This is a genomic window from Planococcus dechangensis (assembly GCF_042654465.1).
Taxonomy (GTDB): Bacteria; Bacillota; Bacilli; order Bacillales_A; family Planococcaceae; genus Planococcus; species Planococcus dechangensis.
The window spans coordinates 756663-772636 of record NZ_JBHSGL010000005.1 but is presented as its reverse complement, the minus strand read 5'-3'; the positions used below and the strand labels follow the sequence as shown (position 1 = coordinate 772636).

General features: G+C 46.1%; 13 protein-coding genes. 10 read left to right on the top strand and 3 right to left on the bottom strand.

Annotation, left to right across the window (positions count from 1 at the left end):
- Position 1 precedes the first annotated feature (1 nt).
- The 8 genes from ACFO5U_RS07095 to ACFO5U_RS07060 all read left to right on the top strand — a co-directional run bounded on the left by ACFO5U_RS07095 (position 2) and on the right by ACFO5U_RS07060 (position 12332).
- Complete coding sequence (locus tag ACFO5U_RS07095) at positions 2-1465, top strand: UDP-N-acetylmuramoyl-L-alanyl-D-glutamate--2,6-diaminopimelate ligase (RefSeq protein WP_377277917.1); 1464 nt, start codon at positions 2-4, stop codon at positions 1463-1465.
- A gap of 175 nt (positions 1466-1640) precedes the next feature.
- Positions 1641-3209: a peptide chain release factor 3 gene (locus tag ACFO5U_RS07090; protein WP_377277915.1), complete on the top strand. Its 1569-nt coding sequence runs from the start codon at positions 1641-1643 to the stop codon at positions 3207-3209.
- Between the two features lie 168 nt (positions 3210-3377).
- Positions 3378-6464, top strand: coding sequence for an efflux RND transporter permease subunit (locus tag ACFO5U_RS07085; RefSeq protein ID WP_377277913.1), 3087 nt, complete (start codon positions 3378-3380; stop codon positions 6462-6464).
- A gap of 96 nt (positions 6465-6560) precedes the next feature.
- On the top strand, positions 6561-7640 hold the full coding sequence (locus tag ACFO5U_RS07080) for an SDR family oxidoreductase (protein WP_377277911.1): 1080 nt from the start codon (positions 6561-6563) through the stop codon (positions 7638-7640).
- 449 nt (positions 7641-8089) lie between these two features.
- Positions 8090-8830, top strand: coding sequence for an RNA polymerase sigma-I factor (gene sigI, locus ACFO5U_RS07075; protein ID WP_377277909.1), 741 nt, complete (start codon positions 8090-8092; stop codon positions 8828-8830).
- Positions 8830-10203 carry an anti-sigma-I factor RsgI family protein gene (locus ACFO5U_RS07070; protein WP_377277908.1) on the top strand — a complete coding sequence of 458 codons (1374 nt, stop codon included), beginning with the start codon at positions 8830-8832 and terminating at the stop codon, positions 10201-10203. Before sigI ends, ACFO5U_RS07070 begins: the two co-directional genes overlap by 1 nt.
- Positions 10204-10457: 254 nt before the next feature.
- Complete coding sequence (locus ACFO5U_RS07065; RefSeq protein ID WP_377277906.1) at positions 10458-11807, top strand: TrkH family potassium uptake protein; 1350 nt, start codon at positions 10458-10460, stop codon at positions 11805-11807.
- Between the two features lie 81 nt (positions 11808-11888).
- Entirely contained in the window at positions 11889-12332 is a 444-nt protein-coding gene (locus ACFO5U_RS07060) for a MarR family winged helix-turn-helix transcriptional regulator (RefSeq protein ID WP_377277901.1), read from the top strand.
- 302 nt (positions 12333-12634) lie between these two features.
- On the opposite strand, the gene ACFO5U_RS07055 is transcribed toward ACFO5U_RS07060, so the two are convergent.
- Together ACFO5U_RS07055 and ACFO5U_RS07050 are read right to left on the bottom strand one after the other, a co-directional pair.
- Entirely contained in the window at positions 12635-13270 is a 636-nt protein-coding gene (locus tag ACFO5U_RS07055) for a hypothetical protein (protein WP_377277899.1), read from the bottom strand.
- Positions 13271-13373: 103 nt separating this feature from the next.
- Positions 13374-13988, bottom strand: coding sequence for a CPBP family intramembrane glutamic endopeptidase (locus ACFO5U_RS07050; protein ID WP_377277898.1), 615 nt, complete (start codon positions 13986-13988; stop codon positions 13374-13376).
- A gap of 137 nt (positions 13989-14125) precedes the next feature.
- Between ACFO5U_RS07050 and ACFO5U_RS07045 the strand changes: the two genes are divergently transcribed.
- Both ACFO5U_RS07045 and ACFO5U_RS07040 read left to right on the top strand, forming a co-directional pair.
- Positions 14126-14314: a hypothetical protein gene (locus ACFO5U_RS07045; RefSeq protein WP_377277896.1), complete on the top strand. Its 189-nt coding sequence runs from the start codon at positions 14126-14128 to the stop codon at positions 14312-14314.
- Positions 14315-14495: 181 nt separating this feature from the next.
- Positions 14496-15365: an NAD(P)-dependent oxidoreductase gene (locus tag ACFO5U_RS07040; RefSeq protein WP_377277894.1), complete on the top strand. Its 870-nt coding sequence runs from the start codon at positions 14496-14498 to the stop codon at positions 15363-15365.
- Positions 15366-15402: 37 nt separating this feature from the next.
- Here ACFO5U_RS07040 and ACFO5U_RS07035 read toward each other — a convergent pair whose 3' ends face one another.
- Positions 15403-15864 carry a YkyB family protein gene (locus ACFO5U_RS07035; RefSeq protein WP_377277892.1) on the bottom strand — a complete coding sequence of 154 codons (462 nt, stop codon included), beginning with the start codon at positions 15862-15864 and terminating at the stop codon, positions 15403-15405.
- Between the last annotated feature and the right edge of the window lie 110 nt (positions 15865-15974).

Here is a 15974-nt window from a genome sequence, read left to right as displayed (position 1 = left end):
GATGGACAGCAAGCAATTATTCGCAAACATTCCAATACTAACTATAGATGGCCAATTACCGGCTGAGGTTTCACATATCACGATGGATTCAAGAGCAATACAGGAAGGCTCGCTATTTGTCTGCATCAAAGGCTATACAGTCGACGGCCATGACTACGCCGAGCAGGCGGTTGCTAAAGGCGCAGCGGTCATTCTGGCGGAAACTCCGCTGAAGATCGAAGGAGCAACGGTTGTCACAGTTCCCGATACGACACGGGCGCTCGGCATCCTCGCAGTCCGCTTTTACGATTATCCGTCGAAGAAACTGAATATGATCGGCGTCACTGGCACGAACGGCAAAACGAGCGTTGCCGGCATGCTGCACGCCATGCTCATGGAGCTTGGGGAAAAATCGGCATTGACCGGGACTATCGGATTCAATTTGAACGGCGACTTGCACCCGTCAGCGAATACGACGAGCGATGTACTGACAACGCAGGAAATGATCAGCCGCGCCAATGATGAAGGTTGTTCCCATATGACGATGGAAGTATCGTCACATGGACTTGTGCTAGGGCGCTTATCCGGTGTCGAATTTGACACGGCCATCTTCACCAACCTGACGCATGACCATTTGGATTTCCATGGAACGATGGAAGAATATGGACACGCTAAAGGCTTGCTGTTTTCTCAGCTAGGCCAAGATCTTACAAAAAACAAACGGGCTATCTTGAATGCGGACGATAAATGGTCGGAAAAATTCGCTGCCATGACTCCGTTTCCAATTTATACGTATGGCATGAACGAAAATGCAATGTTTCATGCAAAAGAAGTACGCCTCGAAAAAGAAGGAACTTCTTTTATGCTCTATTGCCCGCAAGGAAGCTACCCGGTTTCAATGAAGCTGCTGGGACATTTCAACGTCTCTAACGCACTGGCAGCAACAGCTGCTTTAGTTGCTGAAGGCTATGCGATCGCAGATGTCATCAACGCTTTAGAAGCTATTCCTCCGGTTGAAGGGCGCATGCAAAAAGCGCAAATTGATGCACCGATTTCCGTGTTCATCGATTATGCCCATACACCGGATGCCATCGAAAAAGCAATTGCTGCAGTAGAAGATTTCAAAACAGGACGGGTAATTTTCCTAGTGGGCACCGGTGGAAACCGGGATAAGACGAAACGCCCGATCATGGCACAAAAAGCCTCTGTTGCGGACTATGTCGTCTTGACGACAGATGATCCGCGCTACGAGCCCTATGACAGCATTGTCACGGATTTGGCAGCAGGAATGTTGCATGACCGCTATGTTTGCGTCGGCGACCGTGAGCAAGCTGTGAGGCATGCAGTCCAGCAAGCTGAAGCTGGCGATATCATCATATTGGCAGGAAAAGGCCATGAAGATTACCAAATCATCGGAAATACGAAATACCCGCATAGCGACAAAGACATTGCAGAAGACGAAGCTCGCTTGAAGTTTGGATCATAAAAAGGCAATTGGCTAATGCGCAGAGTGAACTGGACGGAGAAAAATGCAGTATTTTTCTTCGTTCGTTTTTTTGTGCATAAGCCAAGTGTAGGATTCCGCAATTTCCGGCGATAATTCTTGTTTTTTGCAAAATCCTTCTCTAAGATGGAGAGAGGATATTAAAGGAGCGTATACAATGTCAGACCAATTAGAACATGCAATTGAAAGCAGAAGAACTTTTGCCATTATTTCTCACCCGGATGCCGGGAAAACGACTTTAACCGAAAAGCTTTTGCTGTTCGGAGGCGCAATTCGTGATGCCGGAACAGTTAAAGGAAAGAAATCCGGGAAATTCGCTACATCCGACTGGATGGAAATTGAAAAGCAGCGCGGAATTTCCGTTACTTCGTCCGTTATGCAATTCGATTATTCAGGACACCGTGTAAATATCCTGGATACGCCGGGCCACCAAGATTTCAGTGAAGACACGTACCGGACACTGATGGCCGTCGATAGCGCTGTCATGATTATCGATGTCGCTAAAGGCATCGAGGCACAAACCGTAAAATTATTCAAAGTGTGTAAAATGCGCGGTATTCCGATTTTTACATTCATCAACAAAATGGACCGTCAAGGCAAAGAACCACTGGAGTTAATGGAAGAATTGGAAGAAGTCCTTGGCATCCAATCGTATGCGATGAACTGGCCGATCGGCATGGGCAAAGAGTTTATGGGGATTTACGATCGCTATAACAAACGCATCGAGCCGTTTCGTTCTGAAGGCGGCCGTTTCATGGAGCTTGATGAAGAAGGCGGTTTGGCCGGCGAACATGAAATGACCAAAACATCTTATTATACCCAGGCATTGGAAGACATCGAGCTATTGGAAGAAGCCGGCAACGAGTTTTCCATCGACCGCGTAAAAAAAGGCGAGTTGACACCTGTATTCTTCGGTTCGGCATTAGCGAACTTCGGCGTTGAAACGTTCCTGGAGACTTATCTTCAGTTTGCACCGCCGCCGCAGCCGCGAATGACCGAAGAAGAAGATATCGTCGATCCGGTTGAAACGCCGTTTTCCGGCTTTGTCTTTAAAATACAAGCCAATATGAACCCGGCTCATCGCGACCGGATTGCATTTGTGCGAATTGTTTCAGGAAAGTTCGAGCGCGGCATGAACGTTACCTTGTCGCGGACAGGGAAGTCGATCAAGCTGTCACAGACCACTCAATTTTTGGCGGATGACCGTGAATTGGTTAATGAAGCCGTAGCAGGCGATATTATCGGCTTGCACGATGTCGGGAATTACCAGATTGGCGACACGATTACCAGCGGAAAGAAATTTCAGTTCGAAGCGCTGCCACAGTTTACACCAGAGCTGTTCATGAAAGTGACGGCGAAGAACGTCATGAAACAAAAGCATTTCCACAAAGGGATTTTGCAATTGGTGCAAGAAGGCGCCATCCAATACTATAAAACGCTGCACTTAGAAGAAGTTATTCTAGGTGCGGTCGGCCAGCTCCAGTTTGAAGTATTCGAGCACCGCATGAAAAATGAGTACAATGTGGATGTGAGAATGGAGCCTGTAGGCAATAAAATCGCACGCTGGATCGAAAATGAAGAAGACGTCAAAGAGTCAATGTCGAGCGGTCGTTCGATGCTTGTAAAAGACCGTTATGATAATTTAGTGTTCTTGTTCGAAAATGATTTTGCAACGCGTTGGTTCCAAGATAAAAATCCAGGAATTCGCTTATACAGCTTATTGTAAGACAAAACAACGTGCCTAAATGGCGCGTTGTTTTTTTATTGGATTTTTAAAAAATATACTCAGCATTAGGTAAAAAATGTCGTTCCTGTGAACAGCTGTCCTCAAGTTTGCGGTAGCGCTCTTTTTTTCTTATGATAAAGGGACCAGGCATAGAGAGGGATTGAACACATGAAGCTAAGCGATTTTTCCATCAAAAGACCGGTACTGACCATTGTCACCATGCTTTTGGTCATTATTTTAGGGGCGGTGTCGTTTCTCCGGATACCCGTTACTTTAATTCCTGAACTGAACCCTCCGATTGGGGTAGTCGTCACCAATTACCCAGGGGCAAGCCCAACTGAAGTAAACGAAAAAGTGACTAAGCCGTTGGAGGGGAACTTGGCGACATTGCCGGGCATTGAGTCGGTTCAATCCAGCAGTCAAGAAGGATCAAACTTCATTTTGCTGGAGTTCGGATGGGACACCGATATTGATGATGTCCAATCGGAAGTTACACAGCGTATTGCTCAAACACCGATTCCCGATGATTCGAATGATCCGCGATTTTTGAAATTCGATCCTTCACAATTCCCGATCATCCAATTGTCGCTGCGCGCCACTGATGCCGAGCAAGATGTCCGTGTGGTCGCAGAAGAGTTGGAAACTCAGCTGCGCCAGACCGATGGGGTCGCCAGTGTGAATATTTCTGGGTCGTTGATCGAAGATGTAACGATTCAACTGGACCAAGAGGAGCTGGAAGAGCGCGGATTGCAACAGTCGGATATTGTCCAGCTGATTCAGGCGAATAATATCTCGTTGCCAGGCGACCCGATCGAAACCGATGATGGCCGCAATTTGACGACGCGGATCGTCAGCACCTTAGAAAGTGTAGAAGATATTGAAAACCTGGTGGTGACGATTGATCCGCTCGAAGGAGATAACGTCACCGTTGCCGATGTAGCCGAAGTGGCGATTGCCGAACGCGAAACGAACAGCGAAACGCGTGCCAACGACGAACCGGCTGTGTTGCTGTCGGTGCTGCAGGAATCCGGAGCCAACACGGCGGACGTCTCCACCGCGTTTCAAGACCGCTTAGATGAATTGCTGACAGAAGAACGATTTTCATCTGTAGAAGCCGATGTCTTGTTCGACCAAGGGGATTACGTCAAACTGGCCATCAATAATATTGGGCAGACGTTGATTCTGGGCGGTATTTTTGCGATGCTGGTCCTGTTCTTTTTCCTTCGCGGAATCAAGAGCCCAATCATTATCGGCGTGGCGATTCCCTACTCTGTCATCGTGACATTTGTACTGATGTTTTTTGCGGATTTCGCGCTGAACATCTTGACGCTTGGTGCGCTGGCACTCGGCATCGGTATGCTCGTCGATAACGCCATCGTCGTCATCGAGAACATCGAGCGGCATTTGGCGATGGGCAAAAAGCCAAAAAAAGCGGCTTCAGATGGAGCAAGTGAAGTGGCAGGAGCGATAACTGCTTCCACACTAACGACCATTGCCGTATTCGTACCCGTTATTTTCATTTCCGGTTTGATCGGGGAAATTTTCTTTGAATTTGCTTTAACGATTTCCTTTAGCCTGATTGCCTCCCTGGCTGTCGCGTTGACCGTCATTCCGATGATGGCTTCGCGCATGCTCGGGCAAAAAGACGGAACGCCGAAGCCGGTAAGAGCTGATTCCAAAGGTGTGCTGCGCTTCGAGAAAAGCGTACTATGGGCATTGCGCCACCGGATCATCGTCCTTTTGACGGCACTCGCGTTTTTGGGAATCGGTGCCTATGGCGTCTCGCAAGTCGGAACCGAATTTTTGCCAGCGACAGATGAAGGGTTTGTCAGCGTATCCGTTGAACTAGAGAACGGGGCATCGACTTCAGCTACAGATGCCGTAGTCAACAGAATTGAAGAAAAGCTTCAAGCTGAACCCGATGTGGATGTCTATGTCAGTTTAATCGGATCGACTCAGCAAGGACAGGCGCAAGGCAACGCAGAATCCAATACTGCCGAAATTTACGTCAAACTGCTGCCGCTTGGCGAACGCGATCGATCGGTGTTTGAATTTGTCGATGAAGTACAACCAAGCGTTTTAGAAGAAATCGGTGAAGATGCTATGGTCAGCTTCAATTTACAAACAGCAGCCGGATCTACACCGAACACGCTCAGCTTTACAGTGACCGACACCGATAAGCCGCGCCTTGATCAAGCGGTCGAAGACATCAATGAAAAATTGGAAGCTTTGCCGGAGTTGGTCGAGTTGACGAATGACCGCCAAGAAACGATTGATGAGATTCAAATGACCATCAACCGTGAGGCAGCCACTGAAAACAATTTGCCGCCAGCCCAAATCGCGCAAACTGTCAATAACATCACACGCGGCGTGCTCGCCACGCAGCTTATCAATGAGCGGGACGAAGTGTTGAGCGTCTTCGTTTCGTATAGTGAAGAAGATCGCAATAGCCTGGAAAACTTGCGTGAGCTGACATTGCGCACTCCATCCGGCGCATTTGTTGAGTTACAAGATCTGGCGGATATCGAAATCGCCCAAGGGCCGGTATCGATTAGCCGTGTCGATCAGGCGGAGAGCGTCTCCTTTACGCTTCAATACCCTTCGAATAATACAATGGGCGACATTTCGTCATCCGTCGATGAAGCCATTGCAGAATTAGAACTGTCAGAACAGACCCTAGTATCATTCGGAGGCGACCGTGAGTTATTTGATGATGCAATCGATGATATGTTGTTAGCGGTTGTACTCGCAATCGTGCTCGTCTATATCGTGATGGCTGCACAGTTCGAATCGTTCAAATATCCGCTTGTGATCATGTTCACCGTGCCATTGATGGTCATCGGTGTATCGATTGCCCTATTCGTGACACAAACGCCGATCAGCATAACGGCAGTCATTGGGGTGCTGGTGCTCGTCGGTATCGTCGTCAATAACGGGATTGTCCTCGTCGACTATATCAATCAGCGGAAAGCAGCGGGATTGAGTTCGCTCGATGCGATCACGACAGCTGTACACGATCGCAGACGCCCGATTTTAATGACGGCGTTGACGACGATACTCGGTCTAATGCCGCTTGCAATCGGCATCGGTGAAGGAACAGAAATCAATCAACCGATGGGAATCGCCGTTATCGGGGGACTGATCAGTTCTACCTTCCTGTCATTGTATGTCGTTCCTGTGGTATATAGTATATTCGACCGTGAAACGCGTTGGATGAACAGCAAGAAACGAAAAGCCGAAAAAATGGAAAGTTAAGCGAACCTGTGCAGATTCTTCTGCACAGGTTTTTTGTCTAAAATTCCCCCTTTAACTATCCATTATTTAGTAGAATACAAGAAAGGGAGGGATTGGATGTATACAAATGTGTTTACAGGATTTCCAGGGTTTATTGCCACACGGTTGATGGAGGCATGCGGAAAAAAAGGGGCTAGGCTAGCCGCAATTGTTTTGGCTTCAGAAATGGAATCAGCTGAAGCTGCCGCACGGCGAATCGAAAAGCAGACAGGCTGCGAGAACATCCGCTTGCTGATGGGAGACATCACTCAAGAAGGCTTGGGATTATCGATACAGGACGCGTTGTTCCTGAAAGACCAAGAGCTGGTATTTTGGCATCTCGCTGCCATCTACGACTTGGCTGTGCCGCAAGAGATAGCGAAAAAAGTGAATGTGGAAGGCACTCAGCATGTAAATGATTTTGTTAAAACATTGAATGGCTTAAAGCGTTATATGTATTTTAGTACGGCCTATGTTGCAGGGAAGCGCGAAGGGCTCATTCTTGAGGATGAACTTGTCTGTCCCCCAGCATTTAAAAATCATTACGAAGAAACGAAATTTGAAGCGGAGCTACTCGTTGAAAACGTCAAGGCAGAAATTCCGGTCACCATCATACGGCCTGGAATTGTCAGAGGCCATTCGAAAACGGGGGAAACGTCCAAATTCGACGGTCCTTATTTCTTCATGAATATGATCAACCGCATGAAGCAGATGCCGCTTATACCTTATATCGGACATTCGAATGCGACCATCAATGTCGTGCCGATCGATTATATCCTGGATGCTTCCATTTATTTAAGCTCTTCACCTAGTGCGTCTGGGGCTACCGTCCATTTGACTGATCCAAACCCTCACCCTGTAGAGGAAGTCTACCGTGCGATGGTCCATGAGATGACGGGGACCTATCCTAAAGGGCGGCTGCCGAAAAAAATGGCTACTTTATCCATGTCGATTCCGGCCATCCGCAAATATCTCGGCGTAGAAGCAGAGACCTTGGATTACATGGATTGGCAGGCTGAGTTCGACACACGCCGTGCCGAGGCTTTGCTTGCGGGAAGCGGCATCGAATGTGCAGACTTTCTTGAGACGATGCCGGTGATGGTAGCGTTTTACCAACAACATAAAAATGATAAGAACTATCATGTTGCCATTAAATGAGCATAAATCAGTTCTTTGGAAAAGTGGTTATATGAGTAGCTGTCGATACGAATTCCTTTAGGCTAAAGGAATTGGTGGAAATCCAAAGATTCATAGACTTTAACCGATAAAGCTGGCTTGTTTGCAAGATCTTTGCCTGTTCTGTGGCATTGGTCTTTTTTTATTGTTAGTATGGCAAGGATGATTGTGTTTCTGCCGACCGAATTTGGATAAAAAGCTTTTATTCTGACCACTTCAGTGTTTTTTGCTGGCGGATTTTGAATGCGAAAAAGCCTTATGCAATCTGTGCGAGTGGCACGGCGACTTAAGTATATAGATAAATGGACGGACATATACAAGAGTCTGGCTTCGAATAGAATAAGGACTCGCGTCCCCTCATTCTTTTCAAGCACTGGATGGAAAGTTACAATGAAAAAAACAGGATTTGAAATGAGGTGAGTTGCATGCTTATGACAGCGATAAGCGGTTTGTTTGGGCAAGACTCTGGTTTGTCGTTGGAAGCGATGGTAAAACAGGCGCAGCAAGGGGATGAGGAAATACTAAACGACCTGCTCGCTTCACATATACCTTTCGTAAAAAAGACGGCAGCTCAAGTATGCAAACGGTTCATTGATGAACATCAAGATGAATTCAGTATTGCGCTCTCCGCGTTTCATGAAGCGGTCCGACAATATAGGCCAGGGCATGACGCATCTTTCCTGACGTTTGCCCATATGGTTATCAGGCGCCGCGTTATCGATCATATCCGAAAAGAAAGCAAACGGATCGAGATCAGCCATGATTTCACCGCATCTCCGAACGATGACCATTATAGCCGTGTCGGGGATTCAGCCTCGACTGGTCAGTATACTGCCGAACAGCAAAATGACAAGAGGCGAGAAGAAATCATTCGTTTCGAGAAGCTGCTTATCAATTACGGATTGTCGTTTCAAATGCTGGTGAAAATCTCTCCATCGCATGAAGACGCCAGAAGAAATGCCATGCAAATCGCGCAGCTGGTAGCGGAGACGGAAGATTATAAACAGTATTTGCTCGACAAGAAAAAACTCCCTGTCAAACAAATCGAAGACATGGTCCAAGTGTCGCGGAAAACGATTGAACGGAACCGAAAATACATAATTGCAATGGCGCTCTTATGGATGAGCGATTTACATTATCTAAAAGATTATTTAAAGGAGCGGTTAAACTAATGCGAATGCAAAAAGGCATATGTATTGAACTTGATGGAGACCGCTCTGTCTATATGCTTGCCGATGGCCGCTTTGTAACAGGAAGGCCTCAAGAAGGCACTGTGGTCGGAGAAGAAGCGTTCTTCGAATCTCTATCAAGCACTACAATGAAACGCCGCCGGGCAAGGATATTCACAATGCCGATCATTGCAACAGTCGCTATAGTGATGTTGATTTTCTCCACGTTCATGATGCCGGAACAAGAAGCGTACGGCTACGTCCAGGTGGAATCCAATCCAGGAATAGAACTCGCTTTAAATGATGAACGTCAGGTGATTTCACTACGGGAGCTGAATGCGGACGGCCGTCGATTGATCGAACAACTGGATAAATGGGAAAATGGCACATTAGAAGATGTCTTGAAAAATGTACTTGCCTTATCGATCAGCGATGATACGGAACAAGTGACGATTACGACAGTACAGGAACAAGGAGATACCAAGACCATTTCCACAGTAGAGCAAATCACATTGGCGGCTTTGACCGACAATGCGGACAAAACACTTCATATCCACTTAAAAGAAGCCAACAAAAAACAATGGCGGCTAGCGAAGGAGCAGCAAGTGCCTGTTGGGCAATTTGCTAAGAACAACAAAACCTATTCTTCTCCGGCATTTGAGGACAATAAAGTTCAACCGGCACGAAACGAGGATGAAGATATTGAAAAAGCGGATGGTGATGGCGAAAGCGGTCAAGCGGATAAAACTGAACAAGAAAACCCGGATGTAGAGTCGAAAGATGCACAACCAGGTAACCCTTCATCTGCCAAGCCATTCAACGAAACGAAAGATACGAACGATCTCCAGCCGGTTCCTGTAGAAAAACCGAAACCCGCTGCACCAAAAGAAAATAATAGTAACAAGCATGAATCCAAGCCGCAAGCTCCAGCCACGAAAAAAGATGATGCTCAGCCTGCAAAGCCTTCACCCGAACAACCGAAAAAACCAAATGCAGGAACAGGTAGCAACTCAGCCCCTAAAAAAACAGAAACTGTACCTAGCAAAAAAGAAAGTCCAGCTGAGCATAAAAGCAGTGGAGGCCAGAAAGCACCTCAGTCAAACAAGGATAATAAACAAAAAGACCAGCAGCAAGACAAACCGCAAGACCGACCGAAAGACAAGCAAAGTAATAGCGGCAACAACGATACAAAAGGAAAAAACACAAGCGAGGAAAACAAAACAAAAAATCAACAAAACAATGCACCGCCAAAAAGCGGGCAGCTTGACGACGGCAAAGGGGAACAGAACAAAAATGGCTCCTCATCGATTCCTTCCGATGGAAAAGCTGATACTCCGTATCCTGGAAAGAAAACAGGGAAAGATGATGTGCAATAAACCGGGTTCTTTTTTTTGATAGTGAAATCTTCAGCATGACTTTGATGCAAGTCGTTTATTCTTTAGTGGACGCGGCAACTGCGTTTTTCTTAAGAATAAGCGATTTTTTTAAAGCCAAAATATGAATGATTTCAACTGTCTTGCTTTGCGCGGTTTTAAGGGAATCGCTATCTATTTCAAAATAGCTCTTTTCTTTTCCACTTTCTTTACATAGAATGAGAAGAGAGTTACTTGCGGAAAGGAATTTTACGCCTATGATCAAATCAGTTCAACGGGTCCGAAACCTCACACCTGCACAGGCAATCGTAGCGTATTATTTCGTAGCGATTGCTTTTTCCTTTTTGCTCTTGAGGCTTCCAGGAGTGCTTCAGCCGGGTGTCAGCATGACATATATCGATACACTGTTCACCGCCGTCAGCGCCGTCAGCGTGACCGGCCTTACCGTCATAGATGTATCGCAAACACTGTCTGTTTTCGGAATCATCATCTTGATGCTCATCTTGCAGTTCGGCGGCATCGGCATCATGTCGATCGGGACATTTTTCTGGATATTGCTCGGCAAACGGATCGGCCTTAGAGAACGGCAATTGATCATGGTCGACCATAACCAGTCGAGCATGGCCGGAGTCGTCAAATTGATTACGGAAATCGTCAAAATCCTGTTGCTCATCGAAGCGATCGGAGCCCTGATTCTAACAGTCTATTTTACACAGTATTTCTACAGTTTCAGTGAAGCGCTTCTGCACGGCGTATTCGGTTCAGTCACAGCGACGACGAACGGCGGCTTTGATATCACAGGGGCGTCGTTGCAGCCGTATGTGGACGACTATTTTGTCCAGATCGTCAATATGCTGCTGATCATTCTTGGCGCCATCGGTTTTCCGGTGTTAATCGAGCTGAAGGAATTTTTGTCGAATGAGACGAAGAATTTTCGCTTTTCCCTGTTTACAAAAATCACGACGAGCATTTTTGGCATGTTGTTGGTTGTCGGCACAGTCGGTATTTTGATTTTGGAATCGGTCAATGCTTTCAAAGGGATGTCCTGGCATCAGACCCTTTTTGGAGCATTATTCCATTCTGTTTCCTCCAGGTCCGGAGGGCTTGTCACAATCGACATTACACAATTCAGTGATGCGACCAATGTTTTTATGAGTGCATTGATGTTTATCGGCGCCTCGCCTAGTTCAGCGGGCGGGGGGATCCGGACGACGACTTTTGCCATCGCCATCCTGTTTTTGATTAACTTTGCACGCGGCAAAAATACGATACAAATTTTCAATAGGGAAATCGAATTGATCGACGTATTCCGTTCGTTTGCGGTAATTTTCCTTGCTGTTGCAATGGTACTGTTTTCCACAATGGCTTTGATCATCACCGAGCCTAACGCTTCAATCGTGGAAATCATATTTGAAATCACCTCAGCATTTGGTACATGCGGTATGTCGCTCGGTTTGACGAGTGATTTGTCAACAACTGGAAAAATTATCGTCATGGTTTTGATGTTCGTGGGGCGTGTCGGTCTCATTTCCTTCCTGTTCACAATCGGCGGAAAAACCGACCCGACGAAATTCCATTATCCAAAAGAGCGTGTCATCATCGGATAAGTCGACTGTACGTGCTATTAGGCAGTCAAAAAGATATAATCAAGATAATTGAGCATCTAAAGCGGAAGTGAGTGAAACAAAATGAATGAAGACATTAAACAGTCATTAAAACTATTCATCGTTTTGTCGAGAGCACATAAAGCCATCTCGGAACAAACGAACCATTTCTTTCAAGAGAACGGAGTGAATCCAACAGAATTTGCCGTGCTGGAATTGCTTTACCATAAAGGGCGTCAGCCGCTTCAGAAAATCGGTGGCAAAATTTTGCTAGCGAGCGGATCGATTACGTATGTCATCGATAAATTGGAAAAACGCCAATTTATCACACGCGTCAACTGTCCGAGCGACCGCCGCATCACGTATGCAGAAATCACTGACGAAGGAAAAGCATTTATGGCTGAAATTTTCCCGGCGCATGAACAAAAACTGCATGATCTGACAGCTGTGTTGTCTCCGGAAGAAAAAGAGCAAGCAATCGAATTGATGAAAAAGCTCGGCTTGTCGATAAAAGATTTGTCCTATTAAAAAAAGATCCTCCGCATTGGCGGAGGATCTTTTCAGGCTGTCGAGAAACTCCAGAAAATCGTATTTTCCGAAGCTTACCGCTCGCTTTCCGTGGGGCGGGAATCGAGCCTCCTCGTCACTTTGTTCCTGCGGGGTCTCTCAAACCCGCTAGTCCCACAGGAGTCGAGCGAACGCTTCTCCAAATACTTAGACAGATCATCGATTTTTGATGCAGAATAACGACTACTATTTTTAGATGTTCAGCGGATTATAGACTTCTTCAACACTCTGAAAAGATCCTCCGCATTGGCGGAGGATCTTTTTTATTTTTGCATGCGTTCGATCGTTTGCGCCATCTCGATAAAATCATCTCGCGCTTCAACCGTGCTGTGGTCAAATATGGTTACGCGGACGATGATGTTGTCGCCTTCAAAAGCGATACCCGTCACATGCCCTTCTGCCGTTTCCACTTCAAATGCTGCGGATTGGCTATAGGACGAGCCGTCGAATCCAGTAAACTCTTGAACTTCAGCATCCGGGTTGGATGCTTGAACGGTGTCTTTAGTGTTTGCCGCTAAGTCTTCAAAGCTGATGTCACTTGGATAATACGTTTCGATGCGCATGAATACGGCATCGTTTTCTTCAAGGAACACAATGTCGCGATTCGGCTCTTCAGCGGTGAAAGCATAGCCATCGAGTACATACAGTTGATACGCTTGCTGGTCACTCATTGTCAGTTCCCCGTCAGGTACAGCATGGCTGTCACCGGATGTGGCTTCTGAATCATCCGGCTCTTCGGTTGTATCGTCTTCTTGTGTATCGCTATCATTCGTTTCTTCGGGAGTTTCCACTGGATTTACAGCCTCTGGTTTTTCTTCTGCCAGGTCGGCCGTTCCGCAGCCTGCCAAGAGAATTCCAGCTGTAAGAATCGCTGGAGCGAATAAAATATTCTTTTTCATGAATCAAATTCCTCCTTCCGATTTTTCCATTAGACGACTAAAGGATAAAAACGTTTCAATATAATTGAAGATTAAGGAATTGATGAGAAAGCCAGGAGTAGTTTCAAACGGGTAATGGGAAAACCAAAAACAGCATAATCAAGATGATAAGGTGTGTGATGATCAATAATGGCATGCTGCGTTTCCATTCGTAAAGAACGCCAAGCGATGCTCCAGTCAAGATACCGGCAATAACTGCTGGCCAAAATCCGCTAAAGGATAAGGCTGCACCGAAGAGCAGCGAAGCGCTTAAAATCGCGAGCGGCAACTTCATATACTTTTTCAATTGCTGCTGGATAAACCCTCTCCAGAAAATTTCTTCCCCCGGCACGATGATGAACATCAATAATAAATAATGCCAAATGCTGGTCGGAGCAAAAATAGTCTGCAATGCTGAAACAGGGGCTTGGACATTGAACGGCAAAACGTCAAGCAAGCGATAACCGATTGCAAGCATTGCATAAAGCAGTGTGCCGAATAAGACGCCGTAAAGCAGCGACTGCCAAGTTTTCAGTTGATCGAACACCGAATAGCTGATGATGGCGATCGACATCAATACTAAAATGGTGAAAGTGTACATATACCAAAAGACGGCTGTATTTTCAAAGGCGAGCTGATATAAATATAGCGAAAGCGGCAAAAGCCAAAGGAGCGGATGGCGCTTGAAAAAACTTAACATAAAAATCCTCCTAAAAATGCGTTGGCACAATGCCTAATTTGAACCTATGCTTGAAGCGGGTGGACGGGAAAGGTATAGTCCGTATAGTATTATAACAGAAGCATTTTGACAAAACGAAAGGAAAAGGGGAACATTTCATGACTGATTATTCGAATGAGCTGGATCGATTGAGAACAGGAGAGCTGCAAATCCTAAAAGTTCCAAAAGAAGAATTTTTGGAATTTCGCAAAGCATTGATTGAACAGGAAGATTTTAAGCATTTTCGCGGCACTGCCTACCATCATGGCTTGACTGAATACGAATATACAGAACATCCTTCAAAATAAATTTCAAAAAAAGGTTTACTGTCTGTTTACAGCGGGCATAGTATACTTGAACACAGCAACATTCTCATTTCCCCCTTTTGTGGTCGGCCCATTATGGACCGGCCTCTTTTTTTTGTTTAAAAAGAAGAGTGAATAGACTGACGATTTTTGCTACTATAGAAGTATCAAGGGAGGCAATTACATGAAAATTGGATTTATCGGTACAGGTGTCATGGGAAATAGCATTGGAGGTCATTTGCTCGACGGGGGACATGAACTGTCCATCTATACGAGAACGGCCTCAAAAGCGGAAGACTTGCTGTCAAAAGGGGCGGTCTGGAAAAGCAATACTCAAGAGCTGGCAAAGTCAGCCCAAGTGATTTTTACGATGGTCGGCTATCCGTCAGATGTCGAAGAAGTGTATTTTGGTTCAAACGGCTTGTTGGAACATGCAGAAAAAGGCGTTATTTTCGTTGATTTGACGACTTCACAACCGAAATTGGCACAAAAAATAGCACAAGCTGCAAAGGATAAAGAAATGCACGCTTTAGATGCCCCGGTTTCCGGAGGCGATATCGGTGCGAAAAACGGGGTCTTATCCGTTATGGTCGGAGGCGCAGAGCCGATTTTCAACGAACTATTGCCCCTATTCCGCTTGTTTGCAGAAAATATCATCCACCAAGGGCCGGCAGGGGCCGGACAACATACGAAAATGTGCAATCAGATCAATATCGCCAATAATATGCTGGGGGTCTGCGAATCGCTTATTTACGCAAAAAAAGCCGGCTTGGACCCGGAAAAAGTATTGCGTTCGATTACCACTGGTGCAGCAGGCTCGTGGTCGTTGTCGAATTTGGCGCCGAAAATGATCGAAGGCGATTTCCGTCCCGGCTTTTATATTAAGCATTTCATCAAAGACATGAAAATTGCGGTTCAAGAAGCTGAGCAATGGGGGCTTGAGCTGCCTGGGCTGAAACTGTCTCTTGGCATCTACGAAGAATTAGAACGCGCCGGAGACGGGAATCTGGGCACGCAAGCTTTGATCCGTCATTTTGACTTTGCCGAAAAATGAGCAAATAAAAACGGCAGCTGTTCCGCTGCCGGGTAAGTTAATCGAAATAAGACTTTTTAGGTGTATAGAAGCGGTCCATATCTTTTGGCTCGTAGCGTTTAGAAAGTGCTGACATGGTGGGCTTAACTTCTTTCGGCTCGAGCCCAGTAAAGTTTCGCAGTACTTCCTTGGCATGTTTTAAATTCATGCGGCTCGGGGGATTGCGATACGTTTCATCCAAGTCGCCCAAATGCTGGAGCGTATGGAAATCTTCTTTTCGAGGCAGCATGTGGAAATAGTAATCGCCGCATTTCACGAGGACGGATGATTGTTGTTGGCTTTTTCGGGGATTTTTGCTGAAGTGCAGGCCTAGTTTCTGTGCCCGATTCTGATGGATCAATAAATGCAGCGCTTCTTTTTTCAAGGCATATAAATATTGGTTGTCTGTGGCGGTTTTGGCGTGGCGGTTCACAGTGAATATGGCCTGTGCGATTTCCGAATCCTTGTACATCGAGGACATGGGCTCATTCCTTTCGCAGTAATAGGGTGATCAATTACAAGTATCATATCAAAATTTTCAGTTACTGTACATAAACCGGAATCTATTGCAGCATGGCGCTGACGAAAACG

Bases quoted from the DNA above. Each gene is read 5' to 3' on its own strand.
- ACFO5U_RS07035 (WP_377277892.1), bottom strand. From the start codon at position 15,864: ATGTCCTCGATGTACAAGGATTCGGAAATCGCACAGGCCATATTCACT.
- ACFO5U_RS07085 (WP_377277913.1), top strand. From the start codon at position 3,378: ATGAAGCTAAGCGATTTTTCCATCAAAAGACCGGTACTGACCATTGTC.
- ACFO5U_RS07090 (WP_377277915.1), top strand. From the start codon at position 1,641: ATGTCAGACCAATTAGAACATGCAATTGAAAGCAGAAGAACTTTTGCC.
- ACFO5U_RS07070 (WP_377277908.1), top strand. From the start codon at position 8,830: ATGCGAATGCAAAAAGGCATATGTATTGAACTTGATGGAGACCGCTCT.
- ACFO5U_RS07045 (WP_377277896.1), top strand. From the start codon at position 14,126: ATGACTGATTATTCGAATGAGCTGGATCGATTGAGAACAGGAGAGCTG.
- sigI (WP_377277909.1), top strand. From the start codon at position 8,090: ATGACAGCGATAAGCGGTTTGTTTGGGCAAGACTCTGGTTTGTCGTTG.
- ACFO5U_RS07095 (WP_377277917.1), top strand. From the start codon at position 2: ATGGACAGCAAGCAATTATTCGCAAACATTCCAATACTAACTATAGAT.
- ACFO5U_RS07080 (WP_377277911.1), top strand. From the start codon at position 6,561: ATGTATACAAATGTGTTTACAGGATTTCCAGGGTTTATTGCCACACGG.
- ACFO5U_RS07040 (WP_377277894.1), top strand. From the start codon at position 14,496: ATGAAAATTGGATTTATCGGTACAGGTGTCATGGGAAATAGCATTGGA.
- ACFO5U_RS07050 (WP_377277898.1), bottom strand. From the start codon at position 13,988: ATGTTAAGTTTTTTCAAGCGCCATCCGCTCCTTTGGCTTTTGCCGCTT.
- ACFO5U_RS07065 (WP_377277906.1), top strand. From the start codon at position 10,458: ATGATCAAATCAGTTCAACGGGTCCGAAACCTCACACCTGCACAGGCA.
- ACFO5U_RS07055 (WP_377277899.1), bottom strand. From the start codon at position 13,270: ATGAAAAAGAATATTTTATTCGCTCCAGCGATTCTTACAGCTGGAATT.
- ACFO5U_RS07060 (WP_377277901.1), top strand. From the start codon at position 11,889: ATGAATGAAGACATTAAACAGTCATTAAAACTATTCATCGTTTTGTCG.